Raw genomic sequence first — 26,982 nt, forward strand, 5'->3', positions numbered from 1 at the left:
AATAATGGATTTTTCATCTAGAGTGTCTATACCAAGAATTGATTGTGGTAATCTAACTTCAAGTGGTTTTTTAGTTTCAAATGATAAGGTTATTACAGCGTTACATGCCATAAAACCTTATTTACAAAAAGAAGTTGGAGTGATTAAAGTAACTTTTATTAATGAGCAAGGGGTAGAAACAGTATTTAACGCAGAACCTTTATTGGATGTAGATGGTTGGGAAGAATATGAAATTATTTGCTTGCAACTAAATCAGCAAGTTAATAATATTGAAATTATTAAGTGTATAGATTATAGGTTTTATTCTACAACTGAGTCCCTTACTTATGGTTATCCAGCTGTTGCGAAAGAAAAGGGTACATCAATAGATTTAGAAATCCGAAACGAGTTTAAAGATGTAGACATTGATTATGGCTCTAATTTAGATATTAAGGTGAAATCGGATTCTATTAAAGATTATAGTGGTTGCTCAGGAGGACCACTACTCCACAATAATCAAGCAGTAGCAGTTATGTTAGAACAAATAAGTGAAAGCAAAGAGGCGAGTAGGCTGTGTGCAGTAAGTCTCTATATTTATAGGGAATACTTAAATTTAATAGGGATTCCACTTATCACAAAGAAACATGAGTCAGAGTACGAAGAATACATCTTATCTTTAAAATACACATTACAACAACAATTGGAAAATAATTTAAAGAGAAATATAGAGGAAAATAAAGTTAATCCTTTAGGTTTCTCTATATCTGTTCAACCTAAAAACGCTGGTAAAGGAGATATCAGTTTCAATAAAGTTTTAGAAGATGATCAATCTGTTATGATTTTGTCAAAACCAGGTGGCGGAAAAACATACTTATTACATATGCTCATGTTAGATATTATAGAAAATCCACAGATTTCTATTGGTAAGATACCAATCTATTTAAAGGCTAAAGAATGGTATAGAGGATATGAAAATATTGTAGAAGGGATAAGAAAAGAATTAGAGTATTATTCACCAAATATCAATGATGAGCAAATAATTGAGAATTTAAAAGTGGGTAAATATATTTTACTTATAGATGGATTAGATGAAGTAATTAATGAAAAAGACCTGTTCATCAGAGAAATACGTAGAGTATTTCAATTTGACAAGACAAAGATTATTATGACTTGTCGTCAGCAAAACTATCATAATGAATTTCACAAAATGTTGACAGAGTATAACCTAAAGGCTTTATCTGATACACAGATTCAAGAATATATTGAAGCTGTATTTGGAGAAAGCGTTCATTATGGTTATATTCATGAATTAAAAAAACAATTAAAAGATTTAATTGAGAATCCGTTATTTCTTTATATGACTGCTCACATTATGAAAGATATGACTAATAAAGTCATACCTAAAAATAAATCTGAGTTATATGAGATGTTTATATCTTATATTATGCAAGAAAGATTATTAAAAGATGGAACATATCTAGAAATGGCTTTTGAATTTGATATTAAAGAAGAAATTTTAATGGAATTTGCTTATTTGAATTTTAGAGAAAAAAATAACTCGGTAAAGCTTAGAAATATAGTAGGTAATCGAATTGAGGGGCAAGAGAGTTTAAATTTAATAAAGAAAGAGTTGTTACAAACAGGAGTTCTTTTGGAAGAAAGAAATCGCATAGAGTTTTTCCATCCTTCAATAGAAGAATATTTTGTAGCTCTTAAACTTTCTAGACTTCCTGAAGAAGAAATTTTGAAATTTATTGAAATGAATTATTTAAATGAAAGCTATTATGAAGTATTTAAATTTACATCGGGTCTTTTAAGAAATTCTAAGCAACAAAATATAGTTCTAGATACATTAGAAACAAAAGATATTTACTTATATAGGAAATGTTTAGAATCAAGATTTAACTTTAATGCCCAGTTGGACGAGATTTGGAGTAAAGATTACTTAGAAAAGTATTTTTTACAGATGCGAAAAAGTTATTTGAATATTATAGATAACTTTTTTGAGAATATAAAAAGTGAATTTTACCCCTGGAATGAAGGAGAAGGAACGTACGACAATGATAAAGTTGCTATTATAGGAGCTTTGGATAGAACTAAATTAACCCTAAGTATTGAAATAGTAAGAAATGATATAGATGAAAGAACAATCATAGTGAGTGAAGAAGTAGGAACAGCTACAATGACATATCAAGATGATGAAGGAAATACTATAAGTACACCCATAATATCTTTACATTCATCTAATCATTGGTATTTTAATCTTCAACAAACCGACTTTGGGTTAGATTCGGCAAGAGAAGTTGCACTTTATATTATAAAAAAACAATTACAAGAATTAATTGAAAAACAAAAGTTATTTGAGTATGAATCTCCGGAATCTTTAGTATCGTGTATTGAATATTTTCTAAAACGTTTACCATTTCAATATTTTTCTATAAGAGATGAAAATGGGAATTTGAACAGGGTTAGTTTAAGCAAACACCCTATCGAACTTATTCTTAATGTTTTATTGTATAACGACAATATTTTTAAATATATTCAACAAAGTCATTCAAACTATGAATTTATGAAAGGTATTTTATTAGGTTTCTTTAAATTAGTAGATCAAAGAATAAGCTTTAAAGAGTACTTGTTACTTCAATCAGATATTGACCCTAATGAAAATACTTATTATTTTTTAGATTTATGGAGTGATGATAGAATTAAAGAAAGATTGACACAGTTTTTTGAATTCTATCAAAAAGCATATAGAGAGTTAATAGAGAAATGTTTTATTTCAATTCAGCAGCACATGAGATTATATGCAGCAGGTCCCGTTAGATTTGAAATCGGTCTGGAAAAATCAGAAAAAAAATATAGTGGAATAAGTATTGAATGGCTTCCTGTAGGAAAATTGAGCGAAGCAACACCAATTTTAAAAGAAGAAAAAGCCACTTGGAATAATGATTTTGATTTCGAGAAAAAGATAGCAAAAATTGACCAAGAACTTTTAAAGTTTAATCGAAAGTTAGTAGGTGGGCATTCATTACAAACTTCAGCACTTGACTCATATCTTTTAGATGACCGAAAGTTAAGAACTATGGTCTATGATGAAATAAAAAAAGAGTTAAAATATGTTCTAGGGGATTTTAAATAATTTTTTTTAAGAAGTACTTTCGTTATAACTACAAAAATTATGTATTAGGATTGTTTCTATGAATGAATCCCAGTTTTTGCAAACTATGGTTCAAACATTAAAATGGGAGGGAGATGAATATAGCGATAAAGATAAGATGTTAAGTATTTTAAGATATTCTGAAATTGATTTTGAAAGAACTACAAGTTTTACAAGAAAAACATATCAATGCTATGAAGATATAGCAATTAGAGTGAAAATTCCATTGTTAAAAGAAGCAAAAGAAACCTTAGGTTCTTTTGAAAAGCTAGTGAAATATATTTATCGAGAAACAGAAGAGTACAATCTAAGAAACGTTATTATAAAACCAAAACCTGTTGAAAATGAAGAAATTGATATCGTAAGTCATACGGCGGAATTTGATCAAATTAAAGAAGAAATTATCCAAGGAATACGCATAGCTAAGTACAGTATCTGGGTATGTGTGGCATGGTTTACAGATAGAGATATATATAATGAACTTGTACAGAAGAAAAAAGAGGGTATTCAAGTTAGAGTTATCACTACCAATGATAGGAATAATCTGCGACTTAAAGAAGAATTAATTAAGGAGTTTAATGCCTTCTTTGTAGATGGATTTGGCGCTTATGGGTATAATCTAGTGCATAATAAATTTTGTATAGTTGATTTCGAGTTTGTAATGCATGGATCATATAATTGGTCTTATGCAGCATCATATAATGATGAGACCTGGGTTACGTCGATAGATAAAGAATTTGTTTCTAGGTTTGCTGAGGAGTTTAAAAAACTATATCTTAAATATGATATTTAAAATTAACAAAAATATCTCGAAATTAAGGGAAAAATTTTATTATCCTTATGCAACAATAAAATAAGCTATAAAACAGATGTTGAGAAGAAAAATTATTAACATCTGTTTTATGGTCAAAAATAATAGGTACATTGTTCTGACTTTTACTATATTTGTTTTTAAGGTTAAACAGAGGGGGGATAAAACATGTCCTTAGAAAAAAAGAAAAAAGGTTGGTATTTAGAAATAAAATATAAAGAACATGGGCAGGGAACTTTAAAAAAAACTTACGATAATTACAGTGTTAGTAAAGAAGTAGCGAGTCGGTTTATCAAAGATACTGAGAAAGTGACAAGTAAAGCGTTAAAATTAGCAATTAAAGAAGGTATTTTTCATAAGGTAAGTGATCCTAAAAATATAATTGTACATTTAAATAATTATGAGAAAGGTGTAATAAAAAGCCGTTACGAAATGGTTTTCAATGACGTAGCTAATGGATTAGTTGGTTGTTACAAAGGTTGGGAATATTATACAATAGATGAAGGAGGGAATGCTGAACCTTTCGAATATAGTTACTCACCGATTAAAGTTTTCGTATTACCAATTATTTTCTTGATTTTATTATGTTTATTATTTCTTTCAAACTTTATGGATATTTCATTAAATGACACATTTAAAATAATTTATACATTCTTAGCATTTTATTTAATGCTAGTTTACTCGGTTATGCTTTTGTTAAATAAGGATATAGCGAAAAATCATTTTGTAAAGGGAAAATTCAATTTACTTTTTATTGCAACTCTTATCTTTGAATCTCCTTACTGGGTGGCTACTTTAATATCGATTCATAAAATTAGTAGTATAAATGGTGAATTGAACTATGGTATATTCTCAATTTTATGTGTAGCTTCATTTATTTTTCTTATATTAAAATTTGCTTTATCAATGGCATTAGAAAACGAAAAAATGAAAGTTTAACTGATAATGACGTGGCACTTCATGTGTTGCGTTTTTAATTTTATTGTATAAAGGATGAAATTATGATTTTATTGATTCTACTCTTCTTGTTATAAACCCTCTTTAGGGTGATGTTTGATTATTCAGCTCTCGAAAATTAACAACTTTATTATTCCTGCATAATGGATACACTCTTACTTTCACTAAGTCCTTCGCATAGCTCAATGGTTTATTATCAGAAGAAACTTGGATTCTTACAGCAACATCATAAGAATGATTGCTATTAAAATTGATGCCGATTATTCTTTCCCAATACCAATCAAAACGAACGATGTTATGACGCTGGGAATGAATGCATATAGAATGGAGGCCCTTCAGGCAAAAGGTGGAGCTTTAGAGGGGCGTAAGTTTGAACAAATTTGGTCATCTAAACAAGAGAATGCATTCGGGGAAACTGGTGGAACCATTCGTAACCTTGCTATTACATATTTAAAAGAGGTAAAGAATGGTGTATACACACCAAAAGTTATGCATAATTGGAAAATTACTGGCGTGAATACACATTCTTCAGAGCATAAGGCTGTAGTGGATTTGGTGAATAAAGGGATTTTAGAAATTCCAAAAACTGAAGATGGAAAATATACAAATATAGCCTCTATAAATACTAAAGATTTAATTACAAAAGAAGAGATTGTAGCACTCTCACAAAAATCAAATATTAATCCAAATCAGTTTAAGCATATAAAAACGAAAGGTGAATTTTACAAAAAACTTAGTAGAATTGTAAAAAAATACAAGAAACATGACTCTGGTGCAAAAAAGTTATAACTAGAAGTTTAAATATATACGCAAAAAAGAGCACTCCTATACATGGCGAAAGGATGCTCTTTTTTATGTAAAGAAAATCTTGTCTACGTTTAGTCTATCACCCTACGCACAATTATAGTAACGTGAATAGCCCGAAACAAATCTGTTTCGGACTGGGGGATCAATATTTTATCCACTTTATTTAACTTTTTTGTATTTGTAGTATGAATTTTCTGATTTTTTAAGTGAGAAAACTGGATTACGTTAATTAATAGATACTCCACCAGAGACATTCAGTTTTGTTGGTGCAGGCGTATCTCCACCATTAAATGAAGAGTGTTGTGATACATTTAAACTAATCATGCTACATGCTAATGTACTTACTATTATCGTACTGAATAACAATTTTTTTATTTTTTTCATTACTTTAACGCTCCTTTTCTTAAATGTTTCTTATCAGCATGATTGCTAATATAGAAATACTCACTCGCTTTAACATGATTATTTGCTTCGTAAAATTGCAGTGCTAAAATCTCTGCATATTCTTTAACACAATCCCACATTTCCTCTTTTTCAAAATAAGAAATGGCATCAGTAACTACTTTTTCTAGTTTAATTCTAGGCAGTTCTGTGATTAGTTCATTTAAAACTGCGAAACGGTGTATATATTCTTCATTTCCTGACTCGTTTGAATATTTCATTCCTTGCTCGATATATGCTCTTGCTGTTTCAACGCCTTCTAACTTATAATATGCTCTTGCTAAGACAAATAATGCTTTAAAATGGTTCGGTATGGTATTTATAATTTCAGAACTCTGTCTAATCGCCAATGGATATAAATCTTGAATATTATATAACCAGCCTAAATTGGATCGTACTCGTAATAATAATTGTTCTTCATCATACTTCTTAAAAACATCAATAACCATATTGAGACATTCTTCCGCTCTTTCAAATTCTCTTAAATCTATACAAGCCAGTCCATATACATTGTCGCATAAAGCAATATTAATTTTATAGCCTACATGATTGAAGTATATTTCTTTGGCTTTTACTGCATGTTGAATTGCTTCAAAGGGTTGATAAGATTGATAACAGTATGTTGAAAATCTATACTCAAACTCAGCTTTTTCAATTTCGTCAGGTATATCTTTTAAAAGTCCTTCCGCCTTTTCATAGTGTGTTTTTGCCTCAGTATAATTTGCTATAATTGTAGAGTGGATTGCCTTAAAGAAATTATAATAGTAAGCTAAAAATGAAAATTCATCTTTAATATGAGGTAGTTTTTCTATTTGATTAAAAGAATCTTTTGTAATACTCATTCCATCTACCAAAACTTTATATCTAAAATTCAGTAGGGAATAATAGAATGATACATATTGGTCTGTTTCTATTCCTTTTAAACTTTCTTTTACTTTTAGAAATGTTTGTTTCGCTTCTACTACATGATATAAACGAATTTCTTCATACCATTCATGTAATAATTCCATCAATTGTTTATTACTTTTTTCTTGAACAGTCATAATATCCCCCATTTCTCTGTAAAGGCTTATTCTGATAATAACAGGAATTCGATAAATTAAATTTAATCACGATTTTTTTCATAAATACACAGAATATTCTGAATGTGTAATTTATCCATGCTTTTAAATTTGAAAAGTATAGGTAAGGTAGTACAAGTTTCGTTAATGGATTTTTTCATTTTTTAACGGTTTTTTATTAAAGACTTCTTAGGAGAAGGAGCGTAGGTTTTTGATAATTATCATAGGAAGCGTAACTTTTCATAAAATGTAGTTTTATACTTCTGCTAAGTAATTATCATAATGAGGGTATACAAATGTATCAAACGAAACTTCTACTTAATCAAATATGATTTAATACTTTCTTAGTTTTGGTTAGGAAAATTTATATACTTTAAAGTAAAGAGCTTTATTTTTGTAAAGGGGGGAATTTTTTTGGTTATAACTCATGATCTTTTTATCTAAATTTATTTTAAGTGTTGAAAAATTTGTAAAAAATACTTTACGAATTGTAAGAAATAAATTACAATTTTTTTGAGAGGTGTTCCTATTGTTACATAATAGAATTGTAGTTTGTCGAGCAGAAAAAGGTTGGACTCAAGAAGAATTGGCAAAAAGGGTTGGTGTTAGTCGACAAACTATCGCTACTCTTGAAAAGAATAAATATAATCCTTCTCTAATTCTTGCCTTTAAAATCGCAAATGCATTTGGAAAGCCAATAACTGACGTGTTCGATTATCAGGAGGAGTGAGTCATATGTTGTGGTTAAAAATTTTATTTTTAGTTGTAATATTCATTAGTCAGTTGTACGTAATACAATTTCAGTCCAGTGATGAAGCAAAAGACGAAAGAGGGAGAGAAATTCAATATAAAACAAATAATGTGTTGTACAATATCTTATCTGTAGGTATCATTGCCATTTTTATTTTTCAATCAGTAGATATAATTTCTTTAGAAATTCTACCTGATTTATTGTTATTTTTTGTGCTTTCATTAAGTGTACTAGGCAGTCTTTTTATATTTATCAATAGAAACAGTAAAAATTACTAATATTAGTTAGGTGTTTTATCTTGTTCAGTTAGGCGGTTGAACAAAATTTTTCTTTTTCAAAGTGCAATTCATATACTAATCATGAAGGAATATAGTTAAACAAACAGCTACGTTTATTTAAGTAGAGAACATAAAATGATCAATCTTTTAATAAAAAATTAAGAATTCCAAATTGAAAACCCACACATTTTGATAAAACCTTTTTCAAAGAGTGTGGTTTCTTTTATGAAATATATAAGTACGATGAGGATATTTTTTCATATAGGTAGAGTAATGTAATGTTACTTTCAGAATTGAAAAGTATGAATGTTGTGTGAAAGGGATGCAGACTGTTGAAAATATAAAAAACGTATAGTACAATGAGGGTGTAAGCTAGATTATAATGAACAAGAAGTCGGGTGGTTCTGATTCTCGTTCTATTGATAGGTCGAAAGTTCTTTGAAAAGTCTTGGTTTGGTCACCAAGGCTTTTTTCGTATTTCAGAAAGGAATAAAAGCACTTTATGTCGCAATACTATATAGAGTAGTATGCTAGGTTTCAACGTCTTTGCACTTCAAAATGATACTGCATTGGTCATGTGCAATGAAAGTATGGTCAGTACTTCACCTTGAAACCCAATCATAACTACAAACTAGGCTTTGTGTCGCTATTTATAGCGGCACTTTTTTATTTAAGAAGATGTCTTACATATTCAGTTATACCTTTACCTACTTCACTTTTAGTGAAAAAATAATGCATATTTCTAAGGAAACTGAATGCTGTAACGAGTGTACCAAAAGAAAAAAGACGCTTACGTTTCTTTTCTTTCTCTGAACGTTTGCGGGCGGTTCTAGTATTCTCCACGTTCTATTGCCACCTCCTCTATAAAAGAGAAGGGCAAAGACGGCACGTATTCAGTGTACAGTGTATGACAATTCTCGACAAGAACTTATTTTCTGCCATAAAACATTCGAATATGTGGGGTAAAGTAAATAGAGTTGACTCCTTATTCTGAGGTGAGGGTGGAATTTTAGAGTAGAGGGTGCAGCGGGGAAAGTAAAAATCGGTTTGACTTGCTTAAGGTAATTTGATTAAGTGATGGGGCAAGTAACGATCGAAGAAGAGGGAGACAGTTCTACTAAATATGTGGTAGTAGAGTAACCAACAGTAAATGGGAAGAAGGATGTAATTGACGTTTTCTTAACAAAGGGACAGGTATTTGATTCTATAAACTGTAGAGGGCTTCCATACAGTTTATTTTACGTGATTCCGAACCCATTGTTTGTAACAAAGATTAATGTATAGAAACTAGTAAATATTGCTTGTTGAAAGCACGATTTGTTAGACATACGATTAATACGTATAAGAGTTATCTTTATATAATCTTGATATAAATTTCACCTTGTCTTTCTATAAATATGATTTTATCTAAATATGAATAAATTACACTCTCCTTAGAAAGAAACAAGGAGAGATAATCATGAAAAAAATGAGAAAAGCAACAATTTGTTTATTCGCTTTATCTGTATTAGGTACAAGTGTTGGGATGTCAAATAGTGATAGTCCTAAAAGTAGTAATAAGCAACCTAAAGTAGTACAAAAAGAGATACAAAAGGCAGAAAAAGAAAAAATGAGTGATTTATCTATAAAACCAGAAACTGAATTTGAGAATAACGCTGTTCCGATAGAACAAGAAAAAGAAATAGTAAGGCCGTTGGATGTGCCTCTAATCTTACAGAAACCAGAATTAATGCGTGGTTGTGAGGTGACGAGTCTTGCAATGGTATTACAGTTTTCTGGCGTGCAAGTTGATAAGATGGAGCTAGCTTCAAAAATAAACTATGTACCATTTCAAAGTAATGGTTTGAAGGGAAATATGCATAAAGGGTTTATTGGGGATATGGCTACTTTTGATAGACCTGGATTAGGTGTTTATGTGGAACCGATTTTAGAATTGGCAAAGTTGTATGTTCCAGATGAAAAAGTGATGGATTTAAGTCATAAAGAACCGCAGCAAATGTATGAAGCAATAGATCAAGGGCTACCAGTGTGGGTATTAACAAATGCACGTTTTAAACGGTTACCTAATGATCAATTTTATACGTGGAAAACTGATGCGGGGGAAATGAAAGTGACTTATCACCAACACAGTGTTGTTGTGACAGATTATGATGACCAAAATGTATATATTAACGATCCACTAAAGACAAACAAACATATAGCGATAAATCGAAATGACTTTGAACAATCGTGGGTTCAAATGGGAAGGCAGGCCATGACTGTTTCGATTTAAAGTGAACTAGATTGGATGGAAATAGAAATGAAAAAAGTATTAATTGTTGAAGATGAAAAAATTATACGAGAGGCAGTAGCGCAGTATTTCTTACATGATGGATATGAAGTAGTAACAGCAGAAGATGGCAAAGTTGGATTAGGATTATTCGACGAACATACTATCAGTTTAGTTATTTTGGATATTATGCTTCCAGTTATGGATGGGTGGTCTGTATGTAGACGTATTCGTAAGAACTCTAACGTACCTATTATTTTATTAACAGCCCGTAGTGATGAGGATGATACATTACTTGGGTTTGAATTAGGGGCAGATGATTATGTAACCAAACCGTTTAAACCCGCTATTCTACTAGCTCGGGCAAAACGTTTGTTTAAAGAGACAACTTCACATGTCCAACACCAGGACTGTATTGATATATGTGGTGTTTGTTTAGATAAATCAGCACGTTCTGTTTCAATAGATGATAAAAAGGTTGAATTTACACACACAGAGTATGAGATTTTACTGACCTTAATGGAACATAAGGAACAAGTATTAACGAGAGAACAATTAATCACGAACATTTGGGGATATGATTATGATGGGGATGATAAAACGCTAACGGCACATATGCGTAATGTACGTGTGAAACTTGGTAAGAAAGCAAAACACATTACTACAGTAGTTCGTACAGGATATAAGTTTGAGGTAGAAGTAGAATGAGAAAGAAAATTGTGTTTCAATTGTTTTCTCTTACATTTTTATTATGCTGTATGATTATCGCTGTTATATTTTTGGGACAAATGTATGTAATGAATTACCTGTATATAGATAAAGAAAAAGAAAATGTTCTGAAGCAATTGCAACAGTACAGTATATTTTATGAGGCTCATAAACAGGATGAAAATAAACTTCAGAGTAAAGAACTCTCATATGCAAATCAGAAAGGTATTATGATCGCAAGGCTTGATGAAATAGCAAATATTAAGAAATTGCCATCAGGAGATTATTATATAAAAGCGATAAATAAAAATGATCCAAGTCGAACATCTAAAATTGTATTTAATAATTTAATTAATGCAAAGAAAGATATGGAGTCTAATTTCAGTGTTCTAATTACAAGTTTAATTAATAAGAAGACGCCATTAGCTATTATGGATACTGTAAGTAAAGGATCAAATAAAGGCATAGTTATTCCTACAACATTAAAAATAAAAGGTTATGATGGAGGATTTGTCTCGCCTACCTATTATCAAATAGACAAAATCATGATGTCAGGCGCTAATAATGGGATTAAGCATTTTACAAAAGAAGAGAGTGAAAAATATTATTTTTTAGAAGGAATTGTAAAAGAAATAAGTTTCCCAGTATACTTCAATTCAGAAGTTGATAACACATTATATAGTAACGAAGTGTTTGCAAATCGCATTTTACAATTTCAATCGGAATGGATTACCGATAAAGTGAAATTGAGTGGAGAAAATTGGGTGCAAAACGAGATTAACATAAATGGAATTAAGTATTTAGAAACCATCAAACCAATTTTAAAAGATGGACAAGTGAAAGAAATGATTTATTCATTGTCTTCTTTACAACCAATTACAAAGGCTACAGAATTAATGAGTGATTATTATATATACATTATTGCATTTGTATTAGTTTTATCACTTATAGTGTCTTTCTATTATTCAAGAATCATTACAAAACCACTATTAAAGATTAATGAAGCGACGAAAAAAATCATGAAATTCGAGTTTCAAGATCAACTTTCTATCAAGTCAAAAAATGAAATTGGAGAGCTATCCTCTAACATTAATCAGCTTTCAGATAGAATGGAAGGATATATCAATCAGTTGAAAGATGACCTAGAAAAAGAGAAGCAATTAGAACAGACAAGAAAAGATTTTATTGCTGGTGTTTCGCATGAATTAAAGACACCACTAAGTGTCATGCAAGTATCAGCATCGATGCTACAGGACGGGATTGCGCCTGAAATGAATCAATACTATTGGGAAGCATTAGAAAAAGAAATAGAGAAAATGAATGTTCTTATAGATGAGATGCTTAATTTGGCTAAATATGAATCAGGTACGTATCAAATACAGATGGAGCAAGTAAATGTAGTGGATTTGATTCAACAGGTTGAAAAAGATTTACACGGTCAAATTGATGAAAAATCACTGGAAATAATAACGAATATAGATTATGTATGCGTGAAGGGGAAAGCAAACTTATTGGAACAAGTGATTACGAATCTGTTTACAAATGCCATTCGTTATACAGATGCGAAACAATTGATTGTAATAGATGTAAAAGAGGAAGAAAATGTCGTATATATAGGGTTTGAAAATAAAGGAACGCATATTGCAGAAGAAAACATAGATAAAATATGGGATCAGTTCTATAGAATGGATAAATCAAGAAAACGAGTGTGCGGTGGTACAGGTCTTGGATTGGCCATAGTAAAAAATATATTGGAATTACATGCTGCTGAGTACGGTGTAATGAATACGGAGGACGGGGTACTTTTCTATCTCCGTTTAAATAAGTGGGATGCAGAGCAGTAAGATATGACGGTCTTGCGTGAGTCATTACTGAAGTATTAATTGAGTATATAAATGGTTTTCATGACAAAAAGATGCGAAGTCTCGGAATAGACTTCGCATCTTTTTACTTAACGCAAGTTTTGCGAGAGATTAAGTATATATAGATTACTAAGCAAGAATAGCATTTAAAATTGAAACTTTATTTGTCGTGAATAATACATAATTTTGTTTTACCGTTTTTATTAAAATACGATCCGTTGTTCCATATGCAGTGCCAATACGAATTGCACTAGTATCTTCAACACCCGCATAGGTAGCATCTTCAGTAACCTCAATTACATCACGTAATGGAATCGTAATCTTCGCCAATTGCCATGAAATTATTAACTCTTCTTTTGTTTTTTTTACATTAATACCTAGCATTATACCAAGACCTTTCTATAATAAAATGCTACACTTCTAATCTTATTATACAAATTTTTAGATTTTTTTTCCATATGTAGGAATAGAATTGGTTTCTGCGTGTTAGTATCTTTAGCGTATCGAACGAAAAGGAGGATATACTGTCTTTCTGTTAAGAAATATGTTAAGAACAAAAGTTCACTTCAAATTAATATGAATTTGATATGGTTGTAGTATTATAAACGAGAAATATTAAGAGTGGCAGGAAGGAAATGAATAATGAGAATTAAATTAGTAGGGATTTTTACTTGTATGATTGTGATACTTGGTATCTTTATCGTTTATACCAATCAATCTATTGGTAAAGAACCAAAAAAAACAAACTATGAAACTCATGAAAACTCCATAAATAGAGAGAAAAATAGTACTTCAAATAACATAGCAAGTTCTTTTGCTAGTGTACAAGCTGTAGTTAATAAAGAATATGGATTGCCTGAAGACTATAAACCGGAAGATTTAGTTGTACCAAATGTACCATTCTCATTCAGTGGAACGCTAGAAAAGAGTTACCTTCGTAAAGAGGCAGCAGAAGCACTAGAAAGGTTATTTGATTTAGCAAATAAAGAAGGAATCCAGTTGAATGCTGTTTCTGGCTTTCGCTCCTATGATTATCAAAAAAACCTGTATGCAAACAACGTGAAAAGAAAAGGACAAGAGCATACGGATCGCTTCTCGGCAAAGCCAGGACATAGTGAACATCAAACAGGATTAACGATGGATGTTTCTTCAAAAAGTGCAAATAATGAGCTAGAGTTAACCTTTGCGAATACGAAAGAAGGAAAATGGCTGAAAGAAAATGCGCATCGTGCAGGTTTTATCATTCGTTATCCAAAAGGCAAAGAGAGCATTACTGGATATGCATATGAACCGTGGCATATTCGCTATGTAGGGGATATTGCTGAAAGTATATATAAGAAAAAACTGACTTTAGAAGAATATATGAATCTGTAAAAATAGAATTGTAAACGATACTGCTATTTGAAAGATGAAAGAGGAGCGATTCATATATTTACAGTAATGTGAGATGTAGGATCTTACGTCAGGTGTAGAATGATAAGGATTAGGTTAATATATGATGGGAATCATAGAGAAATGAAGAAGAATATAAATATTACGTATTCAGTTTTTTACTAAATAACAGGCATCATTCTAATTAGAATGATGCCTGTTATTTTTAGCATAATCTATTGAATTACTTTTTCAATTTTAGGCATTACAGCAATTGGGGGTAAAGATTTGGTCCATGCAGCAGCATAAACATTTAACTGTTCACCTATAGTGTAATTTTCACCATTTGAAACTGGGACCCTTAAAATCTTATTTTGAGAAACTAACTCCCACCAATCATTTTGATAAGCGAGAGCTTCATCTTTTGTAGATGTAGCAGCAACCACTAAATAATTGTTTTCTACTGAAATGACATATCCAGTAAACGGCTCTTGTTTTTGAATAGAATGAATAGGTGTAGTGCTTACAGAAACCTTATTAGAATCTGCAAATGCCGGTGTTAATCCAACAGTAAATCCACATCCTAATGTTAAAGCTGTTACGGTTGTTACTAATTTTTGTTTTTTTGTAAACATAATTATATATCCCCCTTATATTTTATCCCTACACTTGCCATTTTCTAGTTCTATACATATAAAGCCTTTTAATATTAAGATGTTTAACCGATTTGTCACAAATATTCCATAAGTGTTAAATATATCTATTAATGGAATTGGTTCTATGTTATAATTAACTAGGTGAACTATTATTATTAATACATTCATCCTTTGATGAATGTATACCCTTCCTTAATTGTAAATATGTTCGATTTTATTGGTGAAGAGGGAAGAAAACCCTCTTCTTTTTTTGTTCCTTCTATAGTTCGAAGATGCCTTAAGGAAGTAAAAAGATGGATTGTGTTTATATATTAGTAAAAACATTTGTGGCCGCTTTTGGTGGTTACTAGAGATGTTGGGGCATAATATTTAAAGTTTAAGTAATCATAGGAGCCAATTGACTAGATTACAGGAGCGTTCACAATGGTATTTAACGGAGGATTGAAGTGTAAGTAGGATTTAAAATCATCATCGAAAAGGTAGTTATTATAAGTTATTTCCCTAACAAATAATCAATTTTGTTTAAAATATAAGACTACTATTTTACTTAATCAAGTGATTATTCACATTGTTAAATAATTACTTTGTGTGTTATTCATCTTGTTACCTTACAAAAATGTAAGATTTTTTTAATTGACACTCGTATATATAAGTAACTATACTAGTTACACAATGTTGGTGAATATATTTCTTAGTCTCAATCTATAAGTGTATGTCGAAAGGTTCTTCTCGAAATAATAGTTCGATATAAGATTCCTTATCTGTAATATAGTGATGATGCCAACTTAATCTATATTTTATTCGAAGTCATATGATTTAAAGATGAACTACAATTTATATAATTTGCCAACTTGGAATAATTTCTTAGAGGTGCTAAATTTTGAAGAACAAATTAATTGCTATAGGAATTCTTGCTGGAAGTTTATTATCATATTCTACTAGTATTGTTGCAGATACTCACAAATTCCCAGATGTTCCTGCTTGGGCTGACAAATCCGTTACTTATTTAGTTGATAAACAAGTATTGAGTGGTTATCCAGATGGAACTTTTGGTTCAAGTGATACACTAGATAGAGCTTCTGCAGCAACCATTATGACAAAGGCTCTTGGTATACACATTGATTTAAATGCAAAACCATCTTTTAAAGATTCACAAAACCACTGGGGAACCCCTTATATTGCCGCAGCTGAAAAGGCAGGAATAATTAAAGGTGAAGGAAATGGAATATTTAATCCTTCTGGAAAAGTTACTCGTGCTGCTATGGCTACTATGCTAGTGAATGCATATAAACTACAAAATAAAAACACTAGCAATGGACAAAGTAAATTTGAAGATTTAAAGGGCCATTGGGGTGAAAAGTTCGCAAATACTTTAATTGATTTAAAAATTTCAGTTGGTACAGATAATGGTTGGCAACCAAATAGATTCATAACACGCGCTGAAGCTGCACAATTAACTGCAAAAACAGATATGCTTCAATATAGTCATAGTAATCCTTTGGAAAATAAAACCATAATTATTGATCCCGGACATGGTGGCGAAGATCCTGGAAAAGACACAAAGGGATTACCTGAAAGTAAGATTGTACTAGACACTTCTTTACGTCTACAAAAATTGCTTGAAAAGCATACACCATTTACAGTTTTACTAACTCGTCAATCTGATACTAGACCAGGACATGATCAAAAAAGCTCTTTACAGGAACGTGTGAAATTTGCTAAACAAAATCAGGGTGATATCTTTATAAGCGTACATGCAAATGCTTTTAATGGTAATGCAAAAGGGACAGAAACATATTACTATAAGTCTTCTAAATCCGAAAAAACAAATCCTCATGTGGAAGAAAGTCGCGTTTTAGCGGAAAAAATTCAAACACGTTTAGTAGAGGCACTTCAAACACGAGACAGAGGAGTTAAACATGGAGACCTTCATGTTATAAGAGAAAATGACATGCCAGCTGTGTTGACGGAACTGGCGTTTATAGATAATGGTATTGATTACAGTAAATTATCTACGGAAAATGGCAGACAAATTGCAGCAGAAGCCATTTATGAGGGGATTTTAGATTATTATGAATGGAAAGGAAATAATGTATCTGAATATAGGTTGTAATAAGCAAATGAAAATATAGTAATTCTCGAAATAAAGAATTCTATAATTTTTTTGTATTTTTTTAAACAAGAATTTTAAATATGTATTTAAAATTCTTGTTTAAATCGTTATTTTGTGTTTTAATGATATTGATAATAGTTATCAGTAAAGAAGAGATGGAAATTAGCAAATCAAGTGTTGATAGTTATTGGCATAAAGATTAATAAATTTCTACATTGTAACGTTATAAATCTATCTCTAGTATTGAGAGCTAAAAATAATACGTTTATATCTTTTAAATGTTTAAGAAGGAGTGGCTGTCTGTATGAAAAAAGCAAAGGGAATAGCTAAAAGTGTTGCCGTAGCGTCCGTAATTATGTCTGGATCACTTGGTTTACAAGCAACATCTGCATTTGCAGATTCTAAAGGAACTGTAGAAAATCTTCAAAATGGTGGGAAAGTCTATAATAGTTTTAAAACTACTTATGACATGAAGCAGAATATCAAAAATTCAATAAAGGTTTCTTTTATTGAGGATCCTTACGCAGATAAAAAAATTGCAATTGTTACCACTGATGGTAGTAATATAGATGCGAAATATACAATTAATGGGGGATACTATAACGCAGGTTTAAAATGGCCATCGGCGTATCATACGGAAGCAGAAATAACAAGTGGTGATAGCGCTCAATTCCATAAAGCTGCCCCAGTTAATACAATGACTTCAGCAAAGGTTACTTCTGAGGTAGGATATACACTTGGTGGAAGTGTTAAAGTTGGGGTAAATGATAAAGGGCCAAATGCCGATGCAAGTATTACAGGTAGCTTTGCTTGGAAAGAAAGTGTATCTTATGATCAGGTAGACTATAAAACGGTATTAGAGACTCACACAGATAAAAAATTAAATTGGAAAGTAGGATTCCAATCGTTTAATTTCCCAGAGTGGGGAATTTATAATCGTGATTCATTCAATACTTTCTATGGTAATCAACTATTTATGAAATCGCGTAGTTATAATGAAGGAACGAATAATTTTGTTTCAAAAGACACAGTACCGGCTTTAACAGGATATGGTTTTTCTCCTAATGTAGTAGCGGTTATCACTGCTGATAAAACAGAATCTACATCAGATTTAAAAATAACAAATCGTAGAATTTCAGATCAGTACAATATTGAATGGGTAAGTTCAAAATGGTGGGGAACAAATAATAAGGATACATATAATGAGTTCTTTACAAACAACTATAAATTAGACTGGAAAAACCACCAAGTTACTCTTGATAACCAAAAAGCCCTTGAAGAACAAATGATTGGTATCAACAACGTGAATAACCAGCTTAACAAAGGAAAAGGAAAATTATCTTTTTCAATGAATGGAAATCAGCTTAAGGCTACATCTAGCAATGCTGGTTATGGTATCAGTTACGAAGATAAAAATTGGGGTATCTTTGTAAATGGTGAAAAGGTCTACACGTTTAATGAAAAAACAACTGTAGGTAATATCTCAAATGACATTAACAAATTAAACATCAAAGGACCTTATATTGAGATTAAACAAATCTAATCAGTAAATAAGGTACAATTGATGGATAATTATTTCATCAAGATATGAGTATAAAGGTTTATTTTAAATCTGTATAATGTAATAAAAGGACCAAAGTTTATCTGTAAAAATTGATAAACTTTGGTCCTTATTATTTTTTTGTTTATTCTTTTACACAAGTAGAAAAGAGCGTGAAGTATTTGAGAGCAATTCATGCTAAACAGGGGGATATTGTTTAAAGTAATCAAGACTTCATCAGTTGTTAAGTTACTACTTTAAATATATAATTAAATTTCATTAAAAAGATACTCTATTCAAAGTCCTTATTGGATTTTTGAAGTGAAATATATATTATCTGAGGTGTGTGAAATGGGGAAGTCTCGAGAGCAGACGATGGAAAATATTTTGAAGGCTGCTAAGAAAAAATTTGGAGAACGTGGCTACGAAGGTACGAGCATACAAGAAATTGCAAAAGAAGCGAAAGTGAATGTCGCTATGGCTTCATACTATTTTAATGGGAAAGAAAACCTGTATTATGAAGTATTTAAGAAATATGGCCTTGCTAATGAGTTACCTAATTTCCTTGAGAAGAATCAATTTAATCCTATCAATGCTCTTAAAGAATATTTAACAGTCTTTACTACACATATAAAAGAAAATCCTGAAATTGGAGCATTGGCATATGAGGAGATTATTAAGGAAAGTGCAAGATTAGAAAAGATTAAACCATATTTCATAGGTAATTTTGAACAGTTAAAAGAAATATTACAGGAGGGTGAAAAACAAGGAGTTTTTCATTTCTTCTCCATAAATCATACGATACATTGGATCACTTCTATTGTTTTGTTTCCAAAGTTTAAAAAGTTCATTGATTCTTTAGGACCAAATGAAACGAATGATACAAATCATGAATGGATGCCAGAAGACTTAGTGAACAGGATTATTTCTGCTTTAACAGATAAGCCTAGTATGTAAATTCTGTAAAATATTCATTGTTTATGGATCCTACTTTTCCTATTAAAAAGCCTAATTTCTCAATGTATTGTAGAGAAATTAGGCTTTTTCGACATTGCATTCAAATACTTTATAAACTAATGGCTTGATTTATTAATGATTCGAGTGAAGTCACATAGATATTGTTTTAGTTGCAACTGTTTGTTGAAATGCCTTATCATGCTCAACAATAACCATTGTAGGATTAAATTGTTGAATCAGCTCTTCAATTTGCATACGTGAGTAAATATCTATAAAGTTTAACGGTTCGTCCCAAATATATAAATGAGCTTTTTCACATAAACTTTTAGCGATAAGCAGTTTTTTCTTTTGTCCACCAGAATAATGAGATATATCTTTTTCAAATTGAATTCGGTCAAAGTCCATCTTTCGTAAGATGGATTTAAATAACGTCTCATCAATTTTTTGCTCTTCAATATAGTCTGATAGTGATCCCTTCAAATGAGAGGTATCTTGTTGGACATAGGAAATGGTGAGTCCTGTACCTAAAGTAACTAAGCCTGTATACTGTATCGATTGCCCTAGAATTAGTTTTAGGATACTACTTTTCCCGCTCCCATTCTTGCCATCAAGTACAATTCGGTCACCTTGTTCAACTATGAAGCTAATCGGCTCATTCACAACTTGGTCATCGTACTTAACAGACACGTCAGCCAAAATAACCAATTCATTTGACTTAAACTTCAATGCTTCTAATTTTAATGACTCAGTTTTCTCTACATTTTTTAGCAATTTTGACTTTTCTTCAATAGCTTTTTGTTGCCTTGATTCGAGGTTTTTTGCTTTTTTCATCATTTTGGCTGCTTTATGTCCTACAAATCCCTTATCCAACTTAGAACCTGAATTCCTTGTTCCATTTTTTGAAGCTTCTACATCATGAGACCAACTTGCTGAACGTTTGGAAGACTGTTTTAATCTTCCTATGTCTTTTTGTAGACGATCATTTGTAGCCTGTTCGTGCTCTTGCTGTCTATCAAAGTTTAATTTCCAAGAAGAATAGTTTCCGCTTTGAACTTCAATATTTGCCCTATTTATAGATAAGATATGGTCAACGCATCCATCTAAAAAGATTCTGTCATGTGAAATTAAAATAAACCCTTTTTTCTTCTTTAGATAATCAGAGACTATTTTTCGTGCATCAGTGTCTAGGTGGTTTGTTGGTTCATCAATTAATAGAAATTGACCTTCATTTAAAAACAGTGCAGCAAGCAACACCTTTGTTTGTTCTCCATTTGATAAAGTTTTAAACGGTCTGTACATGACCTCGGCATCAACATTTAAATAGGATATTTCACGTAGAAATTCCCAATCTTCTGCTTGGGGGCAAATTTCTTCAAGGATTTCATGAGTAAATTTGTTCTTATCTGCAACAGGGTAGGGGAAGTAATTGAATTCTACCGAAGCAAGGATTTTTCCACTATACTCATAATTCCCTAATAATAAATTAAGGAATGTCGTTTTACCTCGTCCGTTTCTACCGATAAATCCTAGTTTCCAATCCGTATCTATTTGAAAGTTTACATCTTCAAAAATATTATCAAAGCTACCTGGGTATGAAAAAGTTAAGTCTTGAACTTTTATCATTGACATAATAATTCCTCCTTTATATATCGAAACGTTTCATATAAAGTCGGAACATCCATCCATTTTTTAATTGCTCTATATAAGTTTGATGGATATTAACGACTTATATAGAGCATTACATGTGTAACAATAGTGTCTGAATTAGCCATTTTTCCCGCTCCTTTATTTGTTAGGTAAATTTAGCGATTAATAAATTTCAACTTACATAAAAGGGAATAAAAAAATCCCCCAATTATTAATCGGAAGGATTAGTCTGTCTCTTATACTTAATAAGTACTTATTAATCATTTGAATCATGACAAATAAAGTATGAAATGAATTATAAAAATGGATAGACTAACCCTATATTTTGTAGTTTGAAGTTATAAAATTCAAATTAAAATATAAATTAGTTAATCATTATTCATCCATCATTCCTTTCATATTTCTATTTTTAGGGTAACATTCTTTTTGTGGAGATGCAATATCATCTTCACTTAATGTTAGATCATTTATAATTATTTGGCTAATTAGATTTAACAATACATCTTTTTTATAAACATCGTATTTTGTTCAAAATATCGCGTCTTTTGTCCATTAAAAGGTGAGCTATTTGAAATTGACATCACCCCAGATTGTAACTATAATGGTTACAACAGGTTTGGTAATTTCATTCGAATTTCTAAGTTAATGATAGTATATTTTCCTTCTTTCTAAGTGTGACAATAAGAGACTAACTATGTTGCAATTGAAGCTTAGATTCTATCTCATATTCAAAGAATAGTTAATTTGTATCATTCAAATTAACGATGAGCGAATACTTAAAAAACACATTTTACATCTTATTCTTTTGGGAATCCTTAGTTGAAAAATGGAGAATATCTGCGGGAAGCAAATAAGACTGTAGTATGTAGAAAGAAAACTTTTAAAAAGGTAATAATAAGGAATGATAGGTAACACTTAGCTTAATGAATACGAGTTGTGCCGTATCAAGTCATTTTTAAAAAAGTCTAGAAAAAATCAAGAAGGTGATTCCATTGCGTAAACATTTACATGTGCAATTTTATGTATTGATATTGGCTTTAGTAGCTTATTTAAGCTTTTGCTTTATATTTTTATTTGTTTTTCCGAATGAGTATTTTGTATCAGATTTTAATATACGACTATCATCCTTAGTTGTTGAAATTACTGTATTTATCTCATTACTTTACTCGATAGCATCAAGAAAAATTAAACTAGGAGTCTTTTGGGTTTGTATTACTATTGCAATAGGGTGTTTCTTGATAGGGAATTTTATATCAGCTTTTCAAGTACTTAATGTAGAATTACCAATTCAAAATTTTAATATCTCTGATGTGTTTTTGTTGTTTTTCTTATTCTTCTTTCTCTTTGCGTTCTTTTATAAAATCATGATGGAATGTAACAAGTGGGAAAAAGCGTATTTAATTTGTGATTTATGTATTGTTGTTACTGCTATTTTCACCTTAGAGTGGTACCTATTTAATAAACCTTCTGCAAATATCTTATTCTTATCAATTGGAGATGTTTTTCTTTCATTTATTTTCCCAATTATAGATTTATTGCTTCTTTTACTAGGAGTTAGCCTGATCTTTCGACCAGCAATTTTTAATGCGAAAAGCAAATTATTTATTTTTATCTTAGTATTAACTGGATTGTCCATTACGGATTACTTATATTTCTATTTACAAGATGATTTATCACAACGTTCACTTATATTATTAAGGTGCTTGTATAGAGTTTTTCTATTATGTATTGCCATCGCTGCGACTTTCCCAAGGAGTGTATCTTCTAAAAGAAATTATTTTATTATTAATCCGACATTTGGAAAGAAACTTCTTGTCATATTCCCATATCTTGCAGTTGCAATATTAATTGGTTTTACTTTGAAAGAGCAAACTTCTTCATCTACACTGATTACGGGAAATTGTATTGCATTTGTATTTGTATTGATTCGTCATATAATTGTACGCATGCAAAACAAAGATTTAACCGAAACGTTAAAAGTGTTTAATAATCAATTAGAGAAAAAAGTATCTCAAAGAACGGAAGATTTAATAAAAAAATCTAATGATTTGGTGAAAAATCAAGAGAGGTTTAAGTCCTTATATGAGTATCATCCAGACCCTATATTAACTATTGATTCCAATGGTACCGTTTTAAATATAAACCAGTCTGGAAGTATATTATTAGGGAAGGACAGTACTGCATTAATAGGAAAAGAGTGTTTCTCTATTTTTTTAGATGAAGATAAACCTGAATTGGAAGCAGCTCTAAAGATGGGAAAACGATGTAGTTCGTCTTCGTTACAGTTACGTGTGAAAAATAATAATGAGAAGGATATACATTTTTGGTATGTCACTATTGTTCCTATTATGATAGAAGGACAAACTTTTGGGAGTTATGTAATGGTAAAAGACATAACGAGGATGAAGCAACAACAGGATGAGATAAACTATCTAGCATTTCATGATACGGTGACGGAGATTGGAAATCGAATATTCTTCCAACAAGAATTAGACAGATCCATTGAGCGTGTACAAATAACACAGGATAAGTTTGGACTCCTATATATTGATTTAAACCGCTTTAAGACCATTAATGATACACTAGGTCATGCAATTGGTGACAGGGTTTTAAAAGAAGTTGCCAAACGTTTTAGGACATGTCTGTCACCAACTATTCCTTTAGCAAGAATAGGGGGAGATGAGTTTGCAATCATTGTCCATAATAAAACAGAGCAACAGCTTTTAGATTTGTGCGAAATACTATTTCGTATAACTGAAGAACCATTTGTAATAAATCAACACAGCTTTTATTTATCTCTTAGTATAGGAATAGCGTTGTATCCATTTGGAGGAACCAATGCCACAACACTTTTACAACATGCTGATATCGCCATGTATAGCGCGAAGGAAAAAGGTAACAATGCTGTTTGTATGTACGATGAAACATTATCTCAAAAAATAACAAGACGCTTACAATTAGAACAGGATTTACCAAATGCAATAGAAAATAATGAATTGTTTTTATTGTATCAACCACAAGTTGATAGTAAGGCAGGAAAGGTTATTGGTGCAGAGGCTTTAATACGCTGGCAACATCCAGAGTTCGGGTTAATTTCACCTTTTGAGTTTATACCTATCGCGGAAGAAACGTCGCAGATTATTTCAATTGGGAAATGGACGTTACAGGAAGCGTGTCGGCAACTAAAAGAATGGCATTCTGCGGGCTATTCAAATTTAAAGATGGGGATAAACTTATCAGCTATAGAGTTTGAACAGAAAGATTTTGTTCAAACGATTATTTCTACCATAGAAGAAATAGGAGTACCAGCTAACTTAATTGATTTGGAATTAACAGAGCGAATTGCCATGGTAGATGAAAAAGAAACTTTATCGAAGTTAAAAGCATTAAAATCATATGGTGTACATTTATCAATTGATGATTTTGGTACAGGATATTCTTCATTAGCGTATCTACCTTTGTATCCAATCGATACTTTGAAAATTCCAAGAGAATTTGTGAATAGGATTGGAACTTCAAATGATGGAGATGAAATTATACAAACGATTATTTCGCTAGCCCATACTTTAAATATGAAAGTAATAGCAGAAGGGGTAGAAACGAAGGAACAATTAATAGTGTTACAAAGTAATTCATGTTATCTAATTCAAGGTTATTACTACAGTAAACCTATAAATGAAGATGAATTTATCAATTTTTTAAATACGCCACAAAATAAATAAGTCCCCAAAGATATATTATGAAGTAAAGTGAGAAGACGTTCTATCCATTTGGTATAGAACGTTTTTCTTATGTTTATTTTCAAAAGATATGCAGTTAGATTTCTGTTTTTGAGAGTAAATTTAGTATTCATATTCCCAGGAGTGGACTACCCGCCACTTAGCAAAGTCTGAAGTGGAAGCTTCTCAGTTCCGCGACGGAAAGTAAGCTTTCGATTCCCTGAGCGTTACTTCGGGGTGTGCCACTCCTTAGATGTCCTTCGCACGTTTGAGGAAGGAGAATTCTTTCGGGGAATACGTTGAAACTTAGAAAATATATTGATTCTATTATCATAATTGTGTAATATATGGTTATATTGTTAGTTTATTTAATTCCGTTTATTCCCACATCTTCTTGTGTTGTGGTTGAGTTGTAGAAGCAAGTTACGTCTTGTTTCAATTGTGAAAGGGCTTCTTTGAGCCGATTAGTGTATATATAGCTTATTTTGCTATGCACATTATTAATCGACTTGAAGAAGCCTTTTTTGTATTGTTTTCAAGTTTGCAGGCTGGGTTATAAATTTTAACAAATTATAAGAAAGAGGAGATATGAGAATGAAAAAAGATAATATTTGGACAGTATTAAATGATTCAAAAGAGCAGGAAACAAGACAGTAATCCAAAGGGCCGGATGATAGATATGTTGGTATGAATGAGCTATCGGAAATTACAGATGAAAAACTGCCATTTTAATAACGTCGAGGTAGTTTATAGAGGAGAAAAGGAAGAACTAAGTGATGTATATATTTGGATCTTCTTTTTTTTATTGCAAAAAAGGACTTGGAGGCAATTATTATGCGTATAAGAAGTGATTTAGTGGCGATATTTTATTCACCTCACTAACAAAAGGGAAACATTGAATACGGATAAGCTTATGCTAGTACAAAAACAAGAGTTTACATTCTGGGATAATTTGATTCTTGAAGTAGATATTTCTCAAAAGAAAGGGAAACGAAAAAGCAAAGTAATGGGTAATTTGAATTCGATATATTTGCATAGTCGAGAGGGGGAATATCATGTTTACAAAAATTTTTATCGGTCTATTTTGTTATATGTTTTTGGTAGTTTGTAATTCAAAGGAAAAATTTCTAATAGAAGCAGCCAAGAAAAAAGAAAGGGAAAATAAACCGGTGGAACGACCCATTTATTGGTGCCCAAGAGAAAATAGACCTGTCGGAAGGGAACAAGAACGTATTACTGCTCCAACAAAAGAAATCTACTTAGAAAAGGATGTAGAAAGTGTATATAATCTAGTTGCTACATCGGTTCATAAGAATCTGGATAAAGAAGAGGGTAACAAGTTAAAACATGAAGATATAGAAGAAGTGGTTTATGATATTCCATTTCCAGGTGATGAGGATATACCAGAGGGATTACTATAATATGAGTATTTTATCCAGAACTAGAACATGTTTCAATTCCATTAGATATAGAACACATAGAACGCATTTTTCCAGTTCAACAAGGAGTATTCAATGTAGAAGGTATAGTTTTTGTGAAGTAGACTGCAAACGTAATAGGACGAGAACAAGACTGACACGTGTCATGAAAATGTCTGATAACAAGCGCTATTGGATTTATACAGAGGGAGAAATATTACCAGAAAATCAACTGTTGTATATAGAATTATAAATTGATTCATCGTATCCCTATACATTAGTTAGATGGAGTAGTAGATAACTAGGAAATATATGAATGTATCTCCTAGTTATTTTTTCTTAGATAGCATGAAAACAGCATTTGCTCACTCATTTGTACAAGGATGAAATTTTTTTATTTTTGTACAAATGAGTGGGATAGAATGATTCACCATACAAGAATATTCAACTATAATGAAAAATTGTACGTCATTGTAATAT

General features: G+C 31.1%; 19 protein-coding genes and 2 pseudogenes. 15 read left to right on the forward strand and 6 right to left on the reverse strand.

Annotation, left to right across the window (positions count from 1 at the left end; translation table 11 throughout):
- Nucleotides 1–4: 4 nt before the first annotated feature.
- From KZZ19_RS27195 to KZZ19_RS27210, 4 genes and pseudogenes are all read left to right on the forward strand, one after another.
- Entirely contained in the window at nucleotides 5–3,118 is a 3,114-nt protein-coding gene (locus KZZ19_RS27195) for a hypothetical protein (RefSeq protein WP_237982013.1), read from the forward strand.
- A 58-nt stretch (nucleotides 3,119–3,176) separates the two neighbouring features.
- Entirely contained in the window at nucleotides 3,177–3,929 is a 753-nt protein-coding gene (locus KZZ19_RS27200; RefSeq protein WP_237982012.1) for a phospholipase D-like domain-containing protein, read from the forward strand.
- Between the two features lie 186 nt (nucleotides 3,930–4,115).
- Nucleotides 4,116–4,886 (forward strand): hypothetical protein, encoded by a 771-nt coding sequence (locus KZZ19_RS27205; protein ID WP_237982011.1) that lies wholly within the window; start codon nucleotides 4,116–4,118, stop codon nucleotides 4,884–4,886.
- A 294-nt stretch (nucleotides 4,887–5,180) separates the two neighbouring features.
- Nucleotides 5,181–5,693: pseudogene (locus tag KZZ19_RS27210) on the forward strand (bifunctional metallophosphatase/5'-nucleotidase); the annotation flags it as partial.
- 243 nt (nucleotides 5,694–5,936) lie between these two features.
- Here KZZ19_RS27210 and KZZ19_RS27215 read toward each other — a convergent pair.
- Both KZZ19_RS27215 and KZZ19_RS27220 read right to left on the reverse strand, forming a co-directional pair.
- Entirely contained in the window at nucleotides 5,937–6,095 is a 159-nt protein-coding gene (locus KZZ19_RS27215) for a Phr family secreted Rap phosphatase inhibitor (RefSeq protein ID WP_016135871.1), read from the reverse strand.
- Nucleotides 6,095–7,195 carry a hypothetical protein gene (locus KZZ19_RS27220; protein WP_237982010.1) on the reverse strand — a complete coding sequence of 367 codons (1,101 nt, stop codon included), beginning with the start codon at nucleotides 7,193–7,195 and terminating at the stop codon, nucleotides 6,095–6,097. Before KZZ19_RS27220 ends, KZZ19_RS27215 begins: the two co-directional genes overlap by 1 nt.
- Nucleotides 7,196–7,742: 547 nt before the next feature.
- On the opposite strand from KZZ19_RS27220, the gene KZZ19_RS27225 reads away from it, so the two are divergent.
- Both KZZ19_RS27225 and KZZ19_RS27230 read left to right on the forward strand, forming a co-directional pair.
- On the forward strand, nucleotides 7,743–7,943 hold the full coding sequence (locus tag KZZ19_RS27225) for a helix-turn-helix transcriptional regulator (protein WP_237982009.1): 201 nt from the start codon (nucleotides 7,743–7,745) through the stop codon (nucleotides 7,941–7,943).
- Between the two features lie 5 nt (nucleotides 7,944–7,948).
- Nucleotides 7,949–8,242 (forward strand): hypothetical protein, encoded by a 294-nt coding sequence (locus KZZ19_RS27230; RefSeq protein ID WP_237982008.1) that lies wholly within the window; start codon nucleotides 7,949–7,951, stop codon nucleotides 8,240–8,242.
- Nucleotides 8,243–8,908: 666 nt separating this feature from the next.
- Here KZZ19_RS27230 and KZZ19_RS27235 read toward each other — a convergent pair.
- Nucleotides 8,909–9,085 carry a hypothetical protein gene (locus KZZ19_RS27235; RefSeq protein ID WP_226545946.1) on the reverse strand — a complete coding sequence of 59 codons (177 nt, stop codon included), beginning with the start codon at nucleotides 9,083–9,085 and terminating at the stop codon, nucleotides 8,909–8,911.
- A 616-nt stretch (nucleotides 9,086–9,701) separates the two neighbouring features.
- On the opposite strand from KZZ19_RS27235, the gene KZZ19_RS27240 reads away from it, so the two are divergent.
- Genes KZZ19_RS27240 through KZZ19_RS27250 form a run of 3 tightly spaced genes read left to right on the forward strand, consistent with a single transcriptional unit; the run spans nucleotide 9,702 to nucleotide 13,063 of the window.
- Nucleotides 9,702–10,514, forward strand: coding sequence for a C39 family peptidase (locus KZZ19_RS27240; protein WP_237982007.1), 813 nt, complete (start codon nucleotides 9,702–9,704; stop codon nucleotides 10,512–10,514).
- Nucleotides 10,515–10,541: 27 nt separating this feature from the next.
- Nucleotides 10,542–11,219, forward strand: coding sequence for a response regulator transcription factor (locus tag KZZ19_RS27245; RefSeq protein ID WP_237982006.1), 678 nt, complete (start codon nucleotides 10,542–10,544; stop codon nucleotides 11,217–11,219).
- Nucleotides 11,216–13,063 (forward strand): sensor histidine kinase, encoded by a 1,848-nt coding sequence (locus KZZ19_RS27250; RefSeq protein WP_237982005.1) that lies wholly within the window; start codon nucleotides 11,216–11,218, stop codon nucleotides 13,061–13,063. The genes KZZ19_RS27245 and KZZ19_RS27250 overlap by 4 nt, the downstream gene beginning before the upstream one ends.
- 147 nt (nucleotides 13,064–13,210) lie before the next feature.
- Here KZZ19_RS27250 and KZZ19_RS27255 read toward each other — a convergent pair whose 3' ends face one another.
- Nucleotides 13,211–13,465, reverse strand: coding sequence for a hypothetical protein (locus KZZ19_RS27255; protein ID WP_237982004.1), 255 nt, complete (start codon nucleotides 13,463–13,465; stop codon nucleotides 13,211–13,213).
- Between the two features lie 258 nt (nucleotides 13,466–13,723).
- On the opposite strand from KZZ19_RS27255, the gene KZZ19_RS27260 reads away from it, so the two are divergent.
- Entirely contained in the window at nucleotides 13,724–14,455 is a 732-nt protein-coding gene (locus KZZ19_RS27260; RefSeq protein WP_226545942.1) for a M15 family metallopeptidase, read from the forward strand.
- A gap of 233 nt (nucleotides 14,456–14,688) precedes the next feature.
- Here KZZ19_RS27260 and KZZ19_RS27265 read toward each other — a convergent pair whose 3' ends face one another.
- The gene (locus KZZ19_RS27265) at nucleotides 14,689–15,087 is read right to left on the reverse strand and encodes a DUF3221 domain-containing protein (RefSeq protein ID WP_237982003.1); all 399 of its coding nucleotides are present in this window, start codon (nucleotides 15,085–15,087) and stop codon (nucleotides 14,689–14,691) included.
- Between the two features lie 901 nt (nucleotides 15,088–15,988).
- On the opposite strand from KZZ19_RS27265, the gene KZZ19_RS27270 reads away from it, so the two are divergent.
- The 3 genes from KZZ19_RS27270 to hlyIIR all read left to right on the forward strand — a co-directional run bounded on the left by KZZ19_RS27270 (nucleotide 15,989) and on the right by hlyIIR (nucleotide 19,718).
- Nucleotides 15,989–17,221 (forward strand): N-acetylmuramoyl-L-alanine amidase, encoded by a 1,233-nt coding sequence (locus KZZ19_RS27270; RefSeq protein WP_237982002.1) that lies wholly within the window; start codon nucleotides 15,989–15,991, stop codon nucleotides 17,219–17,221.
- A 304-nt stretch (nucleotides 17,222–17,525) separates the two neighbouring features.
- Nucleotides 17,526–18,764: a hemolysin II HlyII gene (gene hlyII, locus KZZ19_RS27275; RefSeq protein WP_226545939.1), complete on the forward strand. Its 1,239-nt coding sequence runs from the start codon at nucleotides 17,526–17,528 to the stop codon at nucleotides 18,762–18,764.
- 348 nt (nucleotides 18,765–19,112) lie between these two features.
- On the forward strand, nucleotides 19,113–19,718 hold the full coding sequence (hlyIIR, locus tag KZZ19_RS27280; RefSeq protein WP_237982001.1) for a hemolysin II regulator HlyIIR: 606 nt from the start codon (nucleotides 19,113–19,115) through the stop codon (nucleotides 19,716–19,718).
- A gap of 150 nt (nucleotides 19,719–19,868) precedes the next feature.
- On the opposite strand, the gene KZZ19_RS27285 is transcribed toward hlyIIR, so the two are convergent.
- A complete protein-coding gene (locus KZZ19_RS27285) occupies nucleotides 19,869–21,347 on the reverse strand; it encodes an Lsa family ABC-F type ribosomal protection protein (RefSeq protein WP_237982000.1) in 1,479 nt (492 codons plus the stop codon).
- Between the two features lie 1,010 nt (nucleotides 21,348–22,357).
- Between KZZ19_RS27285 and KZZ19_RS27290 the strand changes: the two genes are divergently transcribed.
- Nucleotides 22,358–25,087, forward strand: a complete 2,730-nt coding sequence (locus KZZ19_RS27290; protein ID WP_237981999.1) for a sensor domain-containing protein — start codon at nucleotides 22,358–22,360, stop codon at nucleotides 25,085–25,087.
- 1,052 nt (nucleotides 25,088–26,139) lie between these two features.
- A pseudogene (locus tag KZZ19_RS27295) lies at nucleotides 26,140–26,803 on the forward strand (transposase).
- The last annotated feature ends 179 nt before the right edge of the window (nucleotides 26,804–26,982 follow it).

Origin of the sequence: Bacillus thuringiensis, assembly GCF_022095615.2 — a bacterium.
GTDB lineage: Bacteria > Bacillota > Bacilli > Bacillales > Bacillaceae_G > Bacillus_A > Bacillus_A cereus_AG.

What these genes read in the sequence shown, in the direction of transcription:
- KZZ19_RS27200 (WP_237982012.1), top strand. Translation starts at nt 3,177, where the DNA reads ATGAATGAATCCCAGTTTTTGCAAACTATGGTTCAAACATTAAAATGG.
- KZZ19_RS27205 (WP_237982011.1), top strand. Translation starts at nt 4,116, where the DNA reads ATGTCCTTAGAAAAAAAGAAAAAAGGTTGGTATTTAGAAATAAAATAT.
- KZZ19_RS27245 (WP_237982006.1), top strand. Translation starts at nt 10,542, where the DNA reads ATGAAAAAAGTATTAATTGTTGAAGATGAAAAAATTATACGAGAGGCA.
- hlyII (WP_226545939.1), top strand. Translation starts at nt 17,526, where the DNA reads ATGAAAAAAGCAAAGGGAATAGCTAAAAGTGTTGCCGTAGCGTCCGTA.
- KZZ19_RS27285 (WP_237982000.1), bottom strand. Translation starts at nt 21,347, where the DNA reads ATGTCAATGATAAAAGTTCAAGACTTAACTTTTTCATACCCAGGTAGC.
- KZZ19_RS27250 (WP_237982005.1), top strand. Translation starts at nt 11,216, where the DNA reads ATGAGAAAGAAAATTGTGTTTCAATTGTTTTCTCTTACATTTTTATTA.
- KZZ19_RS27215 (WP_016135871.1), bottom strand. Translation starts at nt 6,095, where the DNA reads ATGAAAAAAATAAAAAAATTGTTATTCAGTACGATAATAGTAAGTACA.
- hlyIIR (WP_237982001.1), top strand. Translation starts at nt 19,113, where the DNA reads ATGGGGAAGTCTCGAGAGCAGACGATGGAAAATATTTTGAAGGCTGCT.
- KZZ19_RS27195 (WP_237982013.1), top strand. Translation starts at nt 5, where the DNA reads ATGGATTTTTCATCTAGAGTGTCTATACCAAGAATTGATTGTGGTAAT.
- KZZ19_RS27260 (WP_226545942.1), top strand. Translation starts at nt 13,724, where the DNA reads ATGAGAATTAAATTAGTAGGGATTTTTACTTGTATGATTGTGATACTT.
- KZZ19_RS27220 (WP_237982010.1), bottom strand. Translation starts at nt 7,195, where the DNA reads ATGACTGTTCAAGAAAAAAGTAATAAACAATTGATGGAATTATTACAT.
- KZZ19_RS27265 (WP_237982003.1), bottom strand. Translation starts at nt 15,087, where the DNA reads ATGTTTACAAAAAAACAAAAATTAGTAACAACCGTAACAGCTTTAACA.
- KZZ19_RS27230 (WP_237982008.1), top strand. Translation starts at nt 7,949, where the DNA reads ATGTTGTGGTTAAAAATTTTATTTTTAGTTGTAATATTCATTAGTCAG.
- KZZ19_RS27255 (WP_237982004.1), bottom strand. Translation starts at nt 13,465, where the DNA reads ATGCTAGGTATTAATGTAAAAAAAACAAAAGAAGAGTTAATAATTTCA.
- KZZ19_RS27240 (WP_237982007.1), top strand. Translation starts at nt 9,702, where the DNA reads ATGAAAAAAATGAGAAAAGCAACAATTTGTTTATTCGCTTTATCTGTA.